Source organism: Streptomyces sp. NPDC018045, assembly GCF_044327445.1.
In the GTDB taxonomy this organism is placed as follows: Bacteria; Actinomycetota; Actinomycetes; order Streptomycetales; family Streptomycetaceae; genus Streptomyces.
Genome location: NZ_JBIRFL010000023.1, coordinates 1 through 16,558 on the forward strand (window position 1 = coordinate 1; position 16,558 = coordinate 16,558).

Here is a 16,558-nt window from a genome sequence, read left to right on the forward strand (position 1 = left end):
GCCGGACGAACTCCCACTCGGCATCCGACAGCTCATGTCGACGTATCACCCGACCATGATCCACCACGCAAGATCATTTGAAGACACGACCTAGGGGCGTGCGCGGGGTCTCGGCGTACGGGGGCCGCCGGGGCGCCGACGCGCGGGCCGGTGGCCGGACTTCGTCTCGAACCGGACGGCGTCCAACGGTTGCCGACACCGCGTCGGCGGAGTTGACTGCTGGGGTGGCAAGGGACTGACGACCCCACCACGGGAGGCGCTCCGCCATGACCAGCTCCGCGCACGACGTCCCGCGTACGACCACCAACGCCGGCGTCCCGGTGGAGAGCGACGAGTTCTCGCTCTCGGTGGGCTCCGACGGTCCGCTGCTGCTCCAGGACCACTACCTGATCGAGAAGATGGCCCAGTTCAACCGGGAACGGGTGCCCGAGCGGGTCGTGCACGCCAAGGGCAGCGGCGCGTACGGGTTCTTCGAAGTGACCAACGACGTCAGCCAGTTCACCAAGGCGGACCTCTTCCAGCCGGGCCGGCGCACCGAGATGCTGGCCCGCTTCTCGACGGTCGCGGGTGAGCAGGGCTCGCCGGACACCTGGCGCGACCCGCGCGGCTTCGCGCTGAAGTTCTACACCGAGCACGGCAACTACGACCTGGTCGGGAACAACACGCCGATCTTCTTCGTGCGGGACCCGAGCAAGTTTCAGGACTTCATCCGCTCGCAGAAGCGCCGCCCGGACAGCGGGGTGCGCGACCACGACATGCAGTGGGACTTCTGGACGCTGTCGCCGGAGACGGCGCACATGGTCACCTGGCTGATGGGCGACCGCGGCATCCCGAAGACGTACCGGAACATGAACGGCTACGGCTCGCACACGTTCATGTGGATCAACGGTGGCGGCGAGCGCTTCTGGATCAAGTATCACATCAAGACCGACCAGGGCATCGACTTCCTCACCCAGGAGGAGGCCGACCGGCTCGCGGGCGAGGACGGCGACCTGCACCGCCGTGACCTGTACGAGTCGATCGCGGCCGGTGACGCGCCCTCGTGGACCATGTACGTCCAGGTGATGCCGTTCGACGAAGCCCCGGACTACCGCTTCAACCCGTTCGACCTGACCAAGGTGTGGCCGCACGGCGACCACCCGCTGATCGAGGTCGGCCGGATGACGCTGGACCGCAACCCGGAGGACTTCTTCGTCCACGTCGAGCAGGCGGCCTTCGAGCCGTCCAACATGGTGCCGGGCATCGGCCCGTCGCCGGACAAGATGCTGCTGGGCCGGCTGTTCTCCTACCCGGACACCCACCGCTACCGCATCGGCCCGAACTACGCGCAACTGCCGCCGAACCGCCCGCACTCGCTGGTCACCTCGTACGCGAAGGACGGCCCGATGCGCTACGAGCCGTCCCGCGCGGCGGCGGTGTACGCGCCGAACTCGTACGGCGGCCCGGCGGCCGACACGCAGAACTTCGGCGACCCGGCGGGCTGGCACGCGGCGGGCGAGATGGTGCGCGAGGCGTACAAGCTGCGCCGCGATGACGACGACTGGAGCCAGGCGGGCACCCAGGTGCGGCAGGTGCTGGACGACGCGGCGCGCGGGCGGCTGGTCGACAACGTCGCCGGGCACCTGTCGAAGGGCGTGAGCCGACCGGTGCTGCTGCGCGCCCTCCAGTACTGGCGCAATGTCGACAAGGCGCTCGGCGACCGGATCGCCGCGCGGTTCAACGGCGGCTGAGCCGGGACCGTACGCGGCCGGCGGGACGGAAACGGCCGTGGCCCCCGCCTTCGGGCGGGGGCCACGGCACGGCACTGTCAGGCGCCGGTCATTCCAGGTCCTCGAAGCCGGGCGGCCGGCCGTCGTTGCCGTGGCCGCCGCTGTCACCCGACGGGGAGGCCGGAGGCGACCCCGAGGGCGAGGTGGGCGTCCGCGACGGCGTGTGCGAGGGGGTGTGGGACGGCGTCTGGGACGGGGTCTGCGACGGCGTGCGGGACGGCGTCTGCGAGGGGGTCTGCGACGGCGTCTGGGACGGCGTGTGCGAGGGGGTGTTGCTCGGCGGCGGGGTGATGGTCGGTGCCACCCCGGCACCGGAGTTCGTCTCCAGGTCGAACTCGGCCCCGGTGTCGTCGCCGATCGCCGCCGCGGTGTAGGCGGCCCAGACCTTGGCCGGGTAGCCGCCGCCGTTGACGCGCCCGCCGCCGCCGGTGCCCTTGAGCGAGACCTGCTTGCCGCCCTTGGTCTCCTCGCCGAACATGCCGACCGCGGTGACCAGCTTGGGCGTGTAGCCGACGAACCACGCCGACTTGTTGTCGTCGGAGGTGCCGGTCTTGCCCGCCGCCTTGTAGTCGGTGCCGCCGATCGCGGACTTCGCCGTACCGTCGTTGACCACGCCGCGCAGCACGGACGTGACGGTGTCGGCGGTCCCGCGGGTCAGCACCTGGGAGCCGATGGGGTCGGGCAGCTCGGTCTCCTGCGCGCCGTGCTGGGCCTTGACGACCAGGGCCGGGTCGACCTTCTTGCCGTGGTTGTCGAGCGTGGCGTAGGCGGCGGCCATCTGGAGCGGGCTGGCGCCCATGCTGCCGAGCGTCATGGCGGGCTGGACGTCCATCCGGCTGCCGTCCATGCCGAGGCTGACCGCGGTCTTCTTCACCTCGTCCAGGCCCACGTCCGCGCCCATCTGCGCGAAGACGGAGTTGACGGAGTTGTTGGTCGCCTGCTGGACGCTGACCTTGCCGTACGAGACCTCGTCCTCGTTCGGCGGCGCGAACGGCTTGACGCTGTTGACCACCGGGCGGCGGTTGCGGCCGTCGTAGACCGTGTCGGGGGTGATGGGCACGCCGGACTGGGTCTTGGCGTGATTCTCCAGGGCCGAGGCGAAGATCAGCGGCTTGAACGTGGAGGCGGGCTGGAAGTCGGCCCGCGTCGCGTTGTTCGTGTAGTGCTTGGTGTAGCCCGCGCCGCCGTACATCGCCAGGACGTGACCGGTCTTGGGGTCGACCGAGACGGCGCCGAGCTGGGCGTCCCGGTCCGCCTTGCGCAGGGTCGGCTTGAGGTCGTCGGTCAGCTTGCGCTGGACGGCCTTCTCCAGCTCCTGCTGCTTCTTCTTGTCGATGCCCAGGGTGATGGTCCAGCCGCCGGCGGCCAGCTCCTTCTCGTCGACGCCCTTGCGGATCAGCTCATCGTTGGCGGCGTTGATGAAGTAGCCGACCTGGCCGGCCTCGCCGGGCAGCGGCTTGGGCTTGATGGGCTTCTGAAACGCCTGCTTCTGCCGGTCGGCGGCGCTCAGCCACTTCATCTCGACCATGTTGTCGAGGGTGTAGGCCCAGCGCTGCTGCACCCGCTTCTTGCCGGCGTCCGAGGCGACGGCCCAGTCGTACTGGCTGGGCGCCTGGAGCAGCGAGGCCAGGTACGCGCCCTGGCTGACGGTCAGCTTGCCGACGTCCACGCCGTAGTACGCCTGGGCCGCCGCCTGGATGCCGTACGCGCCGCGGCCGTAGTAGCTGGTGTTCATGTACCCGGCGAGGATCTCCTTCTTGCCGAGCTTGTTGTCGACCTTGAGGGAGATGACGATCTCCTGGAGCTTGCGGCTGACCGTCTGCTCCTGGCTCAGGTAGTAGTTCTTGACGTACTGCTGGGTGATGGTGGAGCCGCCCTGCTTGCCCTGGCCCTTGAGGGTGTTGAGGATGCCGCGCAGGGTGCCCTTCAGGTCGACGCCGGAGTCCTGGTAGAAGGTCTTGTTCTCGGCCGCGACGAAGGCGTGCTGGACGTGCTCGGGGATCTGGTCGATCTTGACGGTCTCGCGGTTCACCGCGTTCGCGGCGCCCTTGCGGGCCATGATCGTGCCGTCGGCGTACTTGTAGATGTTGCTCTGGCTCGTGGCCTGGAAGTTGCCCTCTTCGGGCACGTCCACGTACAGGTACAGCCCGACGAAGCCGAGGATGCCCAGCAGGCACACGCCGAGGAAGGCACCCAGGAGCTTCTTCCAGGTGAAGAAGCGGCGTATGCCGGCCTTCTCGCCCTTCGGCTTCGCCCGGCGTTTACGCCCCTGTGCCGCTCGCCTCGCATCCGCTCGCCCCATCGCTCCCGCAACTCCAGTCGTTCCGCCCCCAATAACTCAGCTCACGAAGCTAACACCGCATCTGTCAGCAAATGCTCATCGATCAAGGCTTTTCCCGACGTGACAAAGAGCACCCGGAGTGGGGGAACCGTCCCGGGAGAATGCCGTACCGATCTGAGAGCCTTCTTAAAGTGCTATCACTTTGCTAGGCTTGCGACAGCACAATCGATCCGTACGATCCCGGCCGCGGCACCGACCACGCTGCGGCCCGGTACGGACACGAGGAACGTCACGAGGAAACGGGGAGACGACATGCCCGACCAGACACCGCCCGGCCGCACCGACGGGACGAGCGGCGGCGCGCAGCTCGCGGCCGACGCCCCGCAGATGCCCCGTCCGCAGGTCCGCGAGACGGTGGCGCACAGCATCCCGGGCGGCCTGGGCCTGCTGCTCACCGTCCTCGGCGTGTTCGCCGGGCTGGGCCTGAGCATCGGCGGCGGCGCCGCCGGCTCGAACGGCAACAACGCGCTGAGGGTGCCGCTGCTCGTCGTCGGCGTCCTGCTGCTGGTGGGCTCGCTGTTCTGCATGACCGGCGTGAAGATGGTCGCCCCCGGCGAGGCCCGCGTCATCCAGCTCTTCGGACGCTACGTCGGCACCATCCGCGAGGACGGCCTGCGCTGGATCAACCCGCTCACCACCGCCCGCAAGATCTCCACCCGCGTCCGCAACCACGAGACCGCGGTCCTGAAGGTCAACGACGCCTACGGCAACCCGATCGAGCTGGCCTCCATCGTCGTATGGCAGGTCGAGGACACCGCGCAGGCGCTGTTCGAGGTCGACGACTTCCTGGAGTTCGTCGCCACCCAGACCGAGGCCGCGGTGCGGCACATCGCGATCGAGTACCCGTACGACGCGCACGACGAGGACGCGCTGTCGCTGCGCGGCAACGCCGAGGAGATCACCGAGAAGCTGGCCGTCGAACTGACCGCCCGGGTGCAGGCCGCCGGCGTACGGATCATCGAGTCCCGCTTCAGCCACCTCGCCTACGCCCCGGAGATCGCCTCGGCGATGCTCCAGCGGCAGCAGGCCGGCGCGGTCGTGGCGGCCCGCCAGCAGATCGTCGAGGGTGCGGTCGGCATGGTCGAGATGGCGCTGGCCCGCATCAGTGAGCAGGACATCGTGGAGCTGGACGAGGAGCGCAAGGCGGCCATGGTCAGCAACCTGATGGTGGTGCTGTGCGGCGACCGGGCCGCCCAGCCCGTACTGAACACCGGTTCCCTCTACCAGTGAGTGAGGGCGGCCCCCAGGACGCGCCCCGGGACGCCCCCGGGGCCGCCGGGCCCGCGGACGACGACCGGGCGCCGAAGCGGCGGGCGCAGCGGCGCAAGCAGATGCTGCTGCGGCTCGACCCGCTGGTGCACGACGCGCTCGCCCGCTGGGCCGACGACGAGCTGCGCAGCGCCAACGCCCAGGTGGAGTTCCTGCTGCGCAAGGCCCTGGCGGACGCGGGGCGGCTGCCGAAGGGCACGGGCGGACTGCCCCGCCGGGGGCGGCCGCCGAAGGCCGCCGGATCGCCGGAGTCTGCGGCGGACGAAGAACCGGAGCCGCCGGAGGGTGCCGACCGGGGTGAGTGAGGACGAGGGGTGCCGGAGGCCGGCCCGTGCGCGGGCGGACCTCCGGCCGCTTGCCGGGCGGGTATACACCACAGGTATACACGCCGTGTAGAGTGCATGGTGTCCTGCCGGGCGGCAGTCTCGGGCACCGCGAGCGGTCCCGACGGCGCCCCCGGCCGGCGGAGCCCCCGGGCCCCGCCCCCGGACCGCTCCCTGTCCGCACTTCCGGAGGCCCGCGTATGACCCCGGCCGGTTCCCTGCTCAAGGCCAGCGCGCTGCACAAGGCGTACGGCTCGACCCGCGCGCTCGACGGCGCCGAGTTCTCCATCCACCCCGGCGAGGTCGTCGCCGTCATGGGCCCCTCCGGCTCCGGCAAGTCGACCCTGCTGCACTGCCTGGCCGGCATCGTCCGCCCCGACTCCGGCAGCGTCCGCTACGGCTCGCGCGACCTGACGCAGATGAACGACGCGCAGCGCAGCGCCCTGCGCCGCGCCGACTTCGGCTTCGTCTTCCAGTTCGGCCAGTTGGTCCCCGAACTGACCTGCCTGGAGAACGTCGCCCTGCCGCTGCGCCTGAACGGCGTCAGGCGCAAGGAGGCCGAGCGGCACGCCCGCGAGTGGCTGGAGCGCCTGGAGGTCGGCGACATACGGGCCAAGCGGCCCGGCGAGGTCTCCGGCGGCCAGGGCCAGCGCGTCGCGGTCGCCCGCGCCCTCGCCGCCCGCCCCCGCGTGATCTTCGCCGACGAACCCACCGGCGCCCTCGACTCCCTCAACGGCGAACGCGTGATGACCCTGCTCACCGACGCGGCCCGGGACACCAACGCCGCCGTCGTCCTGGTCACCCACGAGGCCCGGGTCGCCGCCTACTCCGACCGCGAGATCGTCGTCCGCGACGGCAAGGCCCGGGAAATGGCGGGCACCGTATGACCGCCGTGGACCACCGCCCCGGCGGCGCCGGGCACGGGGACCGCCCGGCCAAGGCCCCGGCCGGCCCGGCCGTCTGGTTCCGCGACCTCGTCATGGGGATGCGCTTCGCCGTCGGCAGCGGCCGCGAGGGCTGGACCCGTACGGCGCTGACCGCTGTCGGTGTCGGCCTCGGTGTGGCCCTGCTGCTGGGCGCCTCCTCCGTGCCGAGCCTGCTGGCGAACCGCTCCGACCGGAGCAACGCGCGCAGCATCCAGCTCGGGGAGCACGACGTGAAGCGCTCCGACAGCTCCTTCCTCTTCCACAGCGTGGGAACCAAGTTCCGGGGCGACAGCGTGGACGGTGTCCTGCTGCGCCCGGAGGGCAGCGACCCCGCCCTGCCGCCCGGCGTGGACCGCCTCCCCGGGCCCGGCGAGGCGGTCGTCTCCCCCACCCTGAAGAAGCTCCTGGAATCCCCGGACGGCAAGCTGCTGCACGACCGGCTCCCGTACCGCGTGGTCGGCACCATCGGCGAAGCGGGCCTGATCGACCCCGGCGAGAACTTCTACTACGCGGGCAGCGACCGGCTCGTCCCGGAGGACGGGACCACCCGCGCCGACACCTACGGATGGCAGCTCAGGTCAGCGGGCATGGACCCCGTCCTGCTGGTGCTGATCCTCGTGGGCTGCGTCGTCCTGCTGATGCCGGTGGCCATCTTCATCGCCACCGCCGTCCGCTTCGGTGGCGAGCGCCGCGACCGGCGGCTGGCCGCGCTGCGCCTGGTGGGCGCCGACAACCACATGACGCGCCGGATCGCCGGTGGTGAGGCCCTGCTGGGCTCGCTGTTCGGGCTGGTGGTCGGCGCCGGGCTGTTCCTGGCCGGCCGGCAGTTCATCGGCTCGGTCGACATCCGCAGCGTCAACGCCTTCCCCACCGATCTGTCGCCGGTCCCCGCCCTGGCCGTCCTGATCGCGCTGGCCGTACCGGCGTCGGCCGTCGCCGTCACGCTCTTCGCGCTGCGCGGCATCGCCATCGAGCCGCTGGGCGTCGTCCGCAACGCCGTACCGCGCCGCCGGCGGCTGTGGTGGCGGCTGCCCGTCCCGGTCATCGGGCTGGCGCTGCTGGTCGCGTTCGGGTCGATCGACAAGAAGACGGGCGACGTCAACACGTATCTGATCGGTGCCGGCGCGGTCCTGACGCTGCTGGGCCTGACCATCCTGCTGCCCTGGCTGGTGGAGGCGGTCGTGGCGCGCTTCAAGGGCGGCCCGGTCCCGTGGCAGCTCGCCGGCCGCCGGCTCCAGTTGAGCAGCAGCAGCGCGGCCCGCGCGGTCAGCGGCATCACCGTCGCCGTGGCCGGTGCCATCGCGTTGCAGACGCTGTTCACGGGCGTCGGGAACGACTACACCAAGCCCACCGGGCAGGACACCTCCCGGGCACAGCTCCAGGTGATGCTGCCGGCCCGGGACGGCGCCGCCACACAGAAGATGATCGACGCGTTCGACCGGACCGAGGGGGTCAACGGCGTCATCGCCACCGTCGGGTCACGGATCACCTCCCCCGGCCCGGAGCGTGGGGAGAGCGGCTACCCGCTGAGCACCTCGGTGACGGTCGGAAGCTGCGAGACCCTCCAGGAGATCAGCCGGCCGGGCCCGTGCAAGGACGGCGACGTCTTCCTGGTCAAGGGCGGTCCTGGCTCCTTCGAGGACGAGGACCTGCCCAAGGTCGTACATCCCGGTGGCACGGTGCTCCTGAACAGCTTCGACGACGACGGCAAGCGCGTGGGCAAGCCCAGCACCTGGACCCTGCCCCGGACGATCCGCCCCGTCCAAGGCCGGCCCGACCCGACCGGCGAACAGACCACCGGCCTGTTCGCCACCCCGGGCGCGGTCGACGTGAAGAAGCTGGACGCGCCCACGGCCAGGGCCATGGTGCGGCTCGACCCGTCCGTCCCGGACGCCGCCGAGCACGCCCGCAACACGGCGGCCCGTATCGACGTGACGGCGAACGTCTTCCAGCTCATGGACACCGCCGACGACCGGCGCTTCGTCAGCGTGCGCAACGGGCTGGTGATCGCCTCCGTGGCGACCATGACACTGATCGCCGCCAGCATGCTGGTCACCACCCTGGAGCAGTTGCGCGAACGCCGCCGCCTGCTGTCGGTCCTGGTGGCCTTCGGCACCCGGCGCTCCACGCTCGCCTGGTCCGTGCTGTGGCAGACCGCCGTCCCGATGGTCCTCGGCCTGGCGCTCGCGGTGGCCGGCGGTCTCGGGCTCGGCCGGGTGCTGCTGGGTCTGGCGGGCAAGGGCGATGTCGTGTGGTCGGTGGTCTGGCCGCTGCCGCTGTTCGGTGCCGCCCTGGTGCTGCTCGTGACGCTGCTCAGCATGCCGCCGCTGTGGCGCATGATGCGCGCGGACGGGCTGCGTACGGAGTGACCGGAGCACCGCCCCCGGGGTCCGCACGGCGGGCCCCGGGGCGGCAGCGCTCTGCACGGCGTGTATACACCACGGCTGTAGCGACGAAGTAAGGTGGTCGTCATGTCAATCGGTCATACGCTTCTGGGCCTTCTGGAGTCCGGCCCCCGCCATGGCTACGACCTGAAGCGGGCGTTCGACGAGCACTTCGGCCACGACCGCCCGCTGCACTACGGGCAGGTCTACTCGACCATGTCCCGCCTGCTGAAGAACGGCCTCGTCGAGGTGGACGGCGTCGAGGCGGGCGCGGGCCCGGAGCGCAAGCGCTACGCCATCACGGACGCCGGCGTCACCGACGTCGCCCAGTGGCTGGCCCGGCCCGAGAAGCCCGAGCCGTACCTCCAGTCGACGCTCTACACGAAGGTGGTGCTGGCCCTGCTCACCGGCCGGGACGCCGCCGAACTGCTCGACACCCAGCGCACCGAGCACCTGCGCCTGATGCGCGGTCTGACCGAGCGCAAGCGCAAGGGCGACCTCGCCGACCAGCTCATCTGCGACCACGCCCTGTTCCACCTGGAGGCCGACCTGCGCTGGCTGGAGCTGACCGCCGCCCGCCTGGACAAGCTGGCCGCGGTGGTCCGCCCGTGACGCCCGAGGGATCGCTGCTGGCCGCCGAGGCCCTGCACAAGGCGTACGGCCGGACCACCGCGCTGGACGGGGTGGACTTCTCCATCCACCCCGGCGAGGTCGTCGCCGTCATGGGCCCCTCCGGCTCCGGCAAGTCGACCCTGCTGCACTGCCTGGCCGGCATCGTCCTGCCGGATTCCGGCACGGTCCGCTACGGCGAGCACGACGTGACGGCGATGAACGACGCGCAGCGCAGCGCCCTGCGCCGGACGGACTTCGGCTTCGTCTTCCAGTTCGGCCAGTTGGTCCCCGAACTGACCTGCCTGGAGAACGTCGCCCTGCCGCTGCGCCTGAACGGCGTCAAGCGCAAGGAGGCCGAGCGGCACGCCCGCGAGTGGCTGGAGCGCCTGGAGGTCGAGGACAGCGAGGGCAAGCGGCCGGGTGAGGTCTCCGGCGGGCAGGGCCAGCGCGTCGCGGTCGCCCGCGCCCTCGCCGCCCGCCCCCGCGTGATCTTCGCCGACGAACCCACCGGCGCCCTCGACTCCCTCAACGGCGAACGCGTGATGACCCTGCTCACCGACGCGGCCCGGGACACCAACGCCGCCGTCGTCCTGGTCACCCACGAGGCCCGGGTCGCCGCCTACTCCGACCGCGAGATCGTCGTCCGCGACGGCAGGGTGAAGGACATGCTGGCGGGCCTGCGGTGAGGAGCCTGCCCGACGGCCGCACCCCGCCCGGCCCGGGCGGGCCCGCCGCCCCGATCGGCGCCGCCGGATGACCCTGCTCGGTCCGCGTGCCAACGGCGTACGCACCGGGCGCGGCACCCCGTCCACGGAACAGGGCGGCCCCACGCTCCCGGCCGTGCCCACCCCGCCGCCCGCCGGCCCGGCCGTCTGGGCCCGCGACCTCGCCGCCGGTCTGCGCTTCGCCGCGGGCGGCGGCCGGGAGGGCTGGATCCGTACGGCGCTGACCGCCGTCGGCGTCGGCCTCGGCGTCGCCGTGCTGCTGCTCGGCTCGTCCGTGCCCGCCCTGCTCGACTCCTGGCACGGCCGGGAGAAGGCCCGCGAGAACCTGGGCCAGGCGCACGAGCCGCGGCCCGCCGACGACACGCTGCTGTACGCCCACGCCGACACCCGCTACCACCACCAGAACATCCGCGGCCGGCTCGTCAAGCCCGACGGGACCCGCCCGCCGAAGCCGCCGGGCGTCGCCGCGCTCCCGGGCCCGGGGACCATGCTGGTCTCCCCCGGCCTGAAGGAACTGCTGGACTCGCCCGACGGCCAGGCCCTGCGCGAACGGCTCCCGTACCGCGTCGTGGGCACCATCGGCGACGCCGGGCTGCAAGGACCGGCCGAACTGACCTTCCTCGCGGGCAGTTCCGCGCTGACCGAGCGGCTCGGTGCCGACCGCATCGACCACTTCGGGCTGGAGTTCGTCCAGCGCCCGATGCGGGCCCCCGCGGTGGTGCTGGTGATCATGACGTGTGTGGCGCTGCTGACGCCCGTCATGGTCTTCATCGGCACCTCCGTACGGTTCGGCAACGAACGCCGCGAACTGCGGCTCGCCGCGCTGCGCCTGATCGGCGCCGACATCCGCACGACCCGGCGGATCGCCGCCGGGGAGGCGCTGCTCGGCTCGCTGGCGGGCCTGGTGCTGGGCGCCGGGTTCTTCCTCGGAGGGCGGCAGTTCGCCTCCGTGGTCACCCTGTGGGACATCAACGTCTTCCCGTCGGACATCACCCCGGACCCGCTGCTGGCCACGCTGATCGCGGTGCTGGTGCCGGCCGCGGCCGTCCTGGTGACGCTGTTCGCGCAGCGCGGTGTGACCGTCGAGCCGCTGGGCGTCGTCCGCAGCCGGCCGCCCGTCCGGCGCCGGCTGTGGTGGCGGCCGCTGGTGCCGCTGGCCGGGGTCGGGCTGCTGGTGACCGTCTCGCGGGACGTCGACCGGGTGGACAGCCCGCTCAACACGGTCCGGCTGGCCGGCGGCGCGACCCTGCTGCTGCTCGGCGTCACGGCCCTGCTGCCGTGGCTGGTCGACGCGGTGGTGCGGCGGCTGCACGGCGGCCCGGTGCCCTGGCAGCTCGCCACCCGGCGGCTCCAGTTGAACAGCGGGGCGGCCACCCGCGCGGTCGCCGGGATCACCGTCGCGGTCGCCGGGGCCATCGCCGTCCACCTGACCTTCACCGGAATGCAGGCCGGATTCGCCGAGACCTACGCCCGCAACGGACGCCCGGTGGTCGAGATGACCGGAGGCACGCAGGGCTGGGAACAGACCCGGCACGCGCTCGCGGTGCTGCGCGGCGCCAAGGGGGTCCGTACGGCCGGCGGCACGATCGAGTCGTCCGTCTCGGCGGCCGGCGACCGGGGCCGGTACCTGCCGGGCAGCGACTACCGCATGGCGGACAGCGTCTTCGCCACCGTCGGCGACTGCGCCGAACTGGCCCGGATCGCCGGCCTCGGCTCCTGCCGGGACGGCGATGTCTTCGTCACCGACAACCTGGCGGACCGCGCCTTCGTACGGCCGGGCGCCCGGCTCAACCTCGACCCGCCCGAAGGCTCCGGCCCCATCCGCCCGCCGCGGCTGTGGACGCTGCCCGCCACCGCCCGTGTCGTCCCCGCGAAGACCGGCGCCGACGGCCTGACCACCCACGGCATCCTGATCACCCCGGCCGCGGTGGACGTGCGCCGGATGTACCGGCCCCTGATGCACCTGACGGTCCGCTACGACCCCGCCGTCCCGGACGCGGTGGAGCACATCCGCACGGCGGCAGCGCGCGTCAACCCGTCGATGGCGGTGGTCTCACTGGCCGAGAACCGGCACGACGGGCAGTACGACAGCCTGCGCACCGGCCTGTTCCTCGGCGCGGTGGTCACCCTGCTGCTGATCGGCGCGGGCCTGGTGATCTCCACCGTGGAGCAGTTGCACGAGCACCGGCGGCTGCTGTCGGTGCTGGACGCGTTCGGCACCCGGCGCGCCACGCTGGGCTGGTCGGTCCTGTGGCAGACCGCCATCCCCGTCACGCTGGGCCTGGTGCTCGCCGTCGGGGGCGGGCTGGCGCTGGGCACGCTGCTGCTCTGGATGATCGACAGCGCGGTGTTCGTGGACTGGCCGGTGGTGGCGGGCATGGCGGGCGCCGGGGCCGGGGTGATCCTGCTGGTGACGGTGCTGAGCCTGCCGCCGCTGTGGCGGATGATGCGGCCGGACGGACTACGGACGGAGTGAGCACAGGTGGACGAGTCCCGACGGCACCGGGGCCGGCGCTGGTGCCGTGACCTCGCCATGGGCGTACGGTTCGCGGTCGGCGGCGGCCGGGAGGGCTGGATCCGTACGGCGCTGACCGCGCTCGGCGTGGGGCTGGGCGTCGCGGTCCTGCTGATCGCCGCCTCCGTACCGCAGGCCGTCGGCACCGCCGTCGCCCGTGACCAGGCCCGCTCCGACACCCTGGGCGTCTCCACGCCCGCCACCGCCCGCACCCTGCTGGTGGCCCGCACCGACACCGCCTACCACGGCCAGTCCATCCGCGGACGCCTGGTGCGGCCCGACGGCGACCGGCCCGTCACCCCGCCCGGTGTGCCGCGCCTTCCCGGCCCCGGTGAGATGGTCGTCTCGCCCGGCCTCGCGGACCTGCTGGCCTCCTCCGACGGCGCGGACCTGCGCGACCGCTTCCAGGGCGTACGCACCGTGGGGCGGATCGGCGCGGAGGGGCTGACCGGGCCGGACGAACTCGCGTACTACCAAGGGTCGGACCGGCTCACCGGCAGCCAGTCGGGAACCACGCGGATCGACACCTTCGGGCGCGTCCCCGACGCCGCCTCCCCCGTCACCAATCCCCAACTGCTGCTGGCGATCCTCGTCGGCAGTGTGGCCCTGCTCGCCCCGGTGGCCGTCTTCATCGCCGCCGCCGTGCGCTTCGGCGGGGAGCGTCGGGACCGGCGGCTGGCGGCGCTGCGGCTGGTGGGCACCGACCGCGCCACGACGCGGCGGATCGCGGCCGGGGAGGCCCTGGCCGGGTCGCTGCTGGGGCTGCTCACCGGCGCCGTCGTCTTCCTGGCCGCCCGGTACCCGCTGTCGGGGATACGGGTGCTGGACTTCGGGGTCTACCCCTCCGACGTCGTACCGGTCCCCTGGCTGACCGCCCTCGTCGCACTGGCCGTCCCGCTCTGCTCGGTCGGTGTCGCCCTGCTGACGATGCGCCGGATCACCGTCGAACCGCTCGGTGTGACCCGGTCCGCGCCACCGGTGCGGCGCCGCCTGTGGTGGCGGCTGCTGCTGCCCGCCGCGGGCGTCGCGCTGCTGTGGCCCATGACGGTCGGTGACACGGCGCTGGTGGGCGAGGAGGCCGGCGCCATGGTGGTCGCGGGCACCTCGCTGCTCCTGCTCGGCGTCGCGGCGTTGCTGCCGTGGCTGCTGGACGCCGTGGTCTCCCGGATCGGCGCGGGCGGCGGACCGTCCTGGCAGCTCGCGGTGCGCCGGCTCCAGTTGAGCACCACCGCGGCGGCCCGTTCGGTCAGCGGTATCACCGTGGCGGTCGCCGGTGTCGTCGCGGTGCGGTTGCTGCTGGCCGGGATCCAGACCAACGACCTGCCCGATCCGCTCCCGCCGTCCGACAAACACCGGATGGTGGTCGCTTCCTGGCAGGCGGAGCTGCCCGTGTCCCGCGCTCCGGAGGTGTATCAGCGGCTGCGGGAGACCGCGGGAGTGCGGAGCGTGTACGGGGCCCTGCTCAGCAATGCGGGCCCGCCGCCGTCCGGGGACCGCCGGGCACCCGCCGGGGACGACCCGGACGAGACGTTCGTCCCCGCGCCCTACCGGCTGGCCGTGGCCGACTGCGGCACGCTGCGCCGGATGGCCCGGATCGACCGGTGCGCCGACGGCGACCTGTTCTACACCAAACCACCGGTGAACATGCCGGACGGCGAGGGCGGTACGGACATCGCCCGGCCGGACCCCGACGCGGCGCCGGCCCCGCGTCCCGGCACCCGGCTGCTCATCTCGCCGGAGGCCGGGGGCCGTCCCGCCGCCTGGACGGTCCCGGGGCCCGTCCCCACCGTGGACCCGCTCTCCGGCTACTTCTCCCTGCAAGAGGCCAACCTCCTCGTCACGCCCGGCGCCCTGGACCCCGCACTGCTGCGGTACGCGTCCGCCGAGATCGAGGTCGACCTCGACCCAGACCGGCCGGATGCCGTCGAGTACGTACGCAACACCGCGGCGCGGATCGACCCGCGCCTGGCCGTCATGTGGCTGGGGGACCCGGTCACCGCCGGCCTGCGGGGTCCCGGACTGTTCGACCTGGTCAGCTCGGCACTCCAGGTCGGGGCCATGGCCGTCCTGTGCCTCATCGGCGCCGGCCTGCTCATCTCCGTACTGGAGCAACTGCGCGAGCGCAGGCGGCTGTTGTCGGCCCTCGACGCCTTCGGTACGCCGCGCCGTACGCTCGGCCGGTCGGTGCTGTGGCAGGCCGCCATACCCGTCGTCCTCGGACTGGCCCTCGCCGTCGGCTGCGGGCTGGGCGTCGGTCTCCTGCTGCTGCGCCTGGTGAACAAGCCGGTGCTGCCGGACTGGGCGGGCATCGCGGTCCTCACCGGCACGGCCGGGGCGGTGATCCTCGCGGTGACCGCGCTCAGCCTGCCGCTGCTGTGGCGGCTGATGCGGCCGGACGGCCTGCGGACGGAGTAGGCGGGCGGGGGCCGCCGGGGGCGCGGGGGCGGGCCGGTCGGGTACGGGCGCGACCGGTCACGTACGGGCGCGTGGGTCGGTCACGTGACGGGTGCACGTGCCGGTCATGTACGGGCGCGGCCGTACGGACCTCACGGCCGGGCCGACTCCACGACCCGTACGGCCGGGCTCACTCCACGATCCGCACCGGAAGGCCCTTCATCGCCTCGCGCAGCGCGCCCGCGAACTCCTCGAACTCGTCCTGGCGCGCCGCGCCCGCGCGCATGGCCAGCGCGACCCGCCGGGACGGCGCCGGGTCGGCGAAGTACCCGGTCGTGAGCTGGTCGTTGCGGGCCGTCTCGACGCGCAGCGCGGTGCGCGGCAGCAGCGTGACGCCCAGGCCGCCCGCGACCAACTGCACCAGGGTCGACAGCCCGGCCGCGCTGGTCGTCACCGGCGCCCCCTCGTCGCGGCCCGCCTCCCGGCAGATGTCCAGCGCCTGGTCGCGCAGGCAGTGCCCCTCGTCCAGCAGCAGCAGGTCCATGTCCTTGAGCGCCTCGCGCGGGATGTCCCCGCGCCCGCCCAGCCAGTGGTCCTTCGGGGCGACCAGCACGAAGTCCTCGTCGAACAGCGGGAGTTCGGCGACCGTCGGGGCGCCCAGCGGCACGGCGAGCAGCAGGAGGTCCAGCCGCCCCTGCTGGAGGCCGTCCAGCAGGGAACCGGTCTGCTCCTCGTGGACCTGGAGCTCCAGGTCGGGGTAACGGTCGTGGACCAGCCGCAGGACGGTCGGGAGCAGGTACGGGGCGACGGTCGGGATCACCCCGAGCCGCAGGACGCCGGTGAACGGCGCACGGGCCGCCTCCGCCTCCTCCATGAGGTCACCGACCGCCTCCAGCACGCCGCGGGCCCGGGCGGCGACCCGTTCCCCGGCGGGCGAGAGCAGCACCTTACGGGTCGTACGCTCCAGCAGTTGCACCCCGAGGGCCTCCTCCAGGGCCGACACGGCGCCGGACAGCGCGGGCTGACTCATGCCGATCTCCGCCGCGGCCTCCCGGAAGTGCAGGTGTTCGGCGACGGCGACAAAGGCCCGGAGCTGCGCCAGACTGGGCTGCCGCGGCCGGGTCCCGGGATTCGTGGGGGATGCCACCGATAGCCACCTCCGATCAGAGTGATCCAGTCTAATGGCGTGGGAGGCACCACCCGGGGGAGGAGTTTTCGAGGGAAGGCCGCGGAGTGCGGCCGGCCGGACAATTGCCGTGCCGTGTTACCGGCAGGTTTCAGCACGGGCGCCGATCGGTGG

Annotated in this window: 11 protein-coding genes; 9 read left to right on the forward strand and 2 right to left on the reverse strand. The window is 72.7% G+C overall.

The features are described from left to right. Positions 1-266: 266 nt before the first annotated feature. A complete protein-coding gene (locus ACH4EB_RS31275) occupies positions 267-1,730 on the forward strand; it encodes a catalase (RefSeq protein ID WP_398351448.1) in 1,464 nt (487 codons plus the stop codon). Positions 1,731-1,818: 88 nt separating this feature from the next. Here ACH4EB_RS31275 and ACH4EB_RS31280 read toward each other — a convergent pair whose 3' ends face one another. Then, positions 1,819-4,071, reverse strand: coding sequence for a transglycosylase domain-containing protein (locus ACH4EB_RS31280; protein WP_398351449.1), 2,253 nt, complete (start codon positions 4,069-4,071; stop codon positions 1,819-1,821). Between the two features lie 291 nt (positions 4,072-4,362). Between ACH4EB_RS31280 and ACH4EB_RS31285 the strand changes: the two genes are divergently transcribed. The 8 genes from ACH4EB_RS31285 to ACH4EB_RS31320 all read left to right on the forward strand — a co-directional run bounded on the left by ACH4EB_RS31285 (position 4,363) and on the right by ACH4EB_RS31320 (position 15,279). Beyond that, a complete protein-coding gene (locus tag ACH4EB_RS31285) occupies positions 4,363-5,340 on the forward strand; it encodes an SPFH domain-containing protein (RefSeq protein WP_398351450.1) in 978 nt (325 codons plus the stop codon). Continuing rightward, a complete protein-coding gene (locus ACH4EB_RS31290) occupies positions 5,337-5,684 on the forward strand; it encodes a hypothetical protein (protein WP_398351451.1) in 348 nt (115 codons plus the stop codon). Before ACH4EB_RS31285 ends, ACH4EB_RS31290 begins: the two co-directional genes overlap by 4 nt. Positions 5,685-5,902: 218 nt before the next feature. After that, positions 5,903-6,589 (forward strand): ABC transporter ATP-binding protein, encoded by a 687-nt coding sequence (locus tag ACH4EB_RS31295; RefSeq protein WP_398351452.1) that lies wholly within the window; start codon positions 5,903-5,905, stop codon positions 6,587-6,589. Then, positions 6,586-8,997, forward strand: a complete 2,412-nt coding sequence (locus ACH4EB_RS31300) for an FtsX-like permease family protein (RefSeq protein WP_398351453.1) — start codon at positions 6,586-6,588, stop codon at positions 8,995-8,997. Before ACH4EB_RS31295 ends, ACH4EB_RS31300 begins: the two co-directional genes overlap by 4 nt. 102 nt (positions 8,998-9,099) lie before the next feature. Continuing rightward, complete coding sequence (locus ACH4EB_RS31305) at positions 9,100-9,624, forward strand: PadR family transcriptional regulator (protein WP_398351454.1); 525 nt, start codon at positions 9,100-9,102, stop codon at positions 9,622-9,624. Continuing rightward, entirely contained in the window at positions 9,621-10,310 is a 690-nt protein-coding gene (locus ACH4EB_RS31310) for an ABC transporter ATP-binding protein (RefSeq protein ID WP_398351455.1), read from the forward strand. The genes ACH4EB_RS31305 and ACH4EB_RS31310 overlap by 4 nt, the downstream gene beginning before the upstream one ends. Before the next feature lie 67 nt (positions 10,311-10,377). Beyond that, positions 10,378-12,825 (forward strand): ABC transporter permease, encoded by a 2,448-nt coding sequence (locus tag ACH4EB_RS31315; protein WP_398351456.1) that lies wholly within the window; start codon positions 10,378-10,380, stop codon positions 12,823-12,825. A gap of 6 nt (positions 12,826-12,831) precedes the next feature. Further along, entirely contained in the window at positions 12,832-15,279 is a 2,448-nt protein-coding gene (locus tag ACH4EB_RS31320) for an ABC transporter permease (protein ID WP_398351457.1), read from the forward strand. A 169-nt stretch (positions 15,280-15,448) separates the two neighbouring features. Here ACH4EB_RS31320 and ACH4EB_RS31325 read toward each other — a convergent pair whose 3' ends face one another. Further along, on the reverse strand, positions 15,449-16,405 hold the full coding sequence (locus tag ACH4EB_RS31325; RefSeq protein ID WP_398351458.1) for a hydrogen peroxide-inducible genes activator: 957 nt from the start codon (positions 16,403-16,405) through the stop codon (positions 15,449-15,451). Positions 16,406-16,558: the final 153 nt, after the last annotated feature.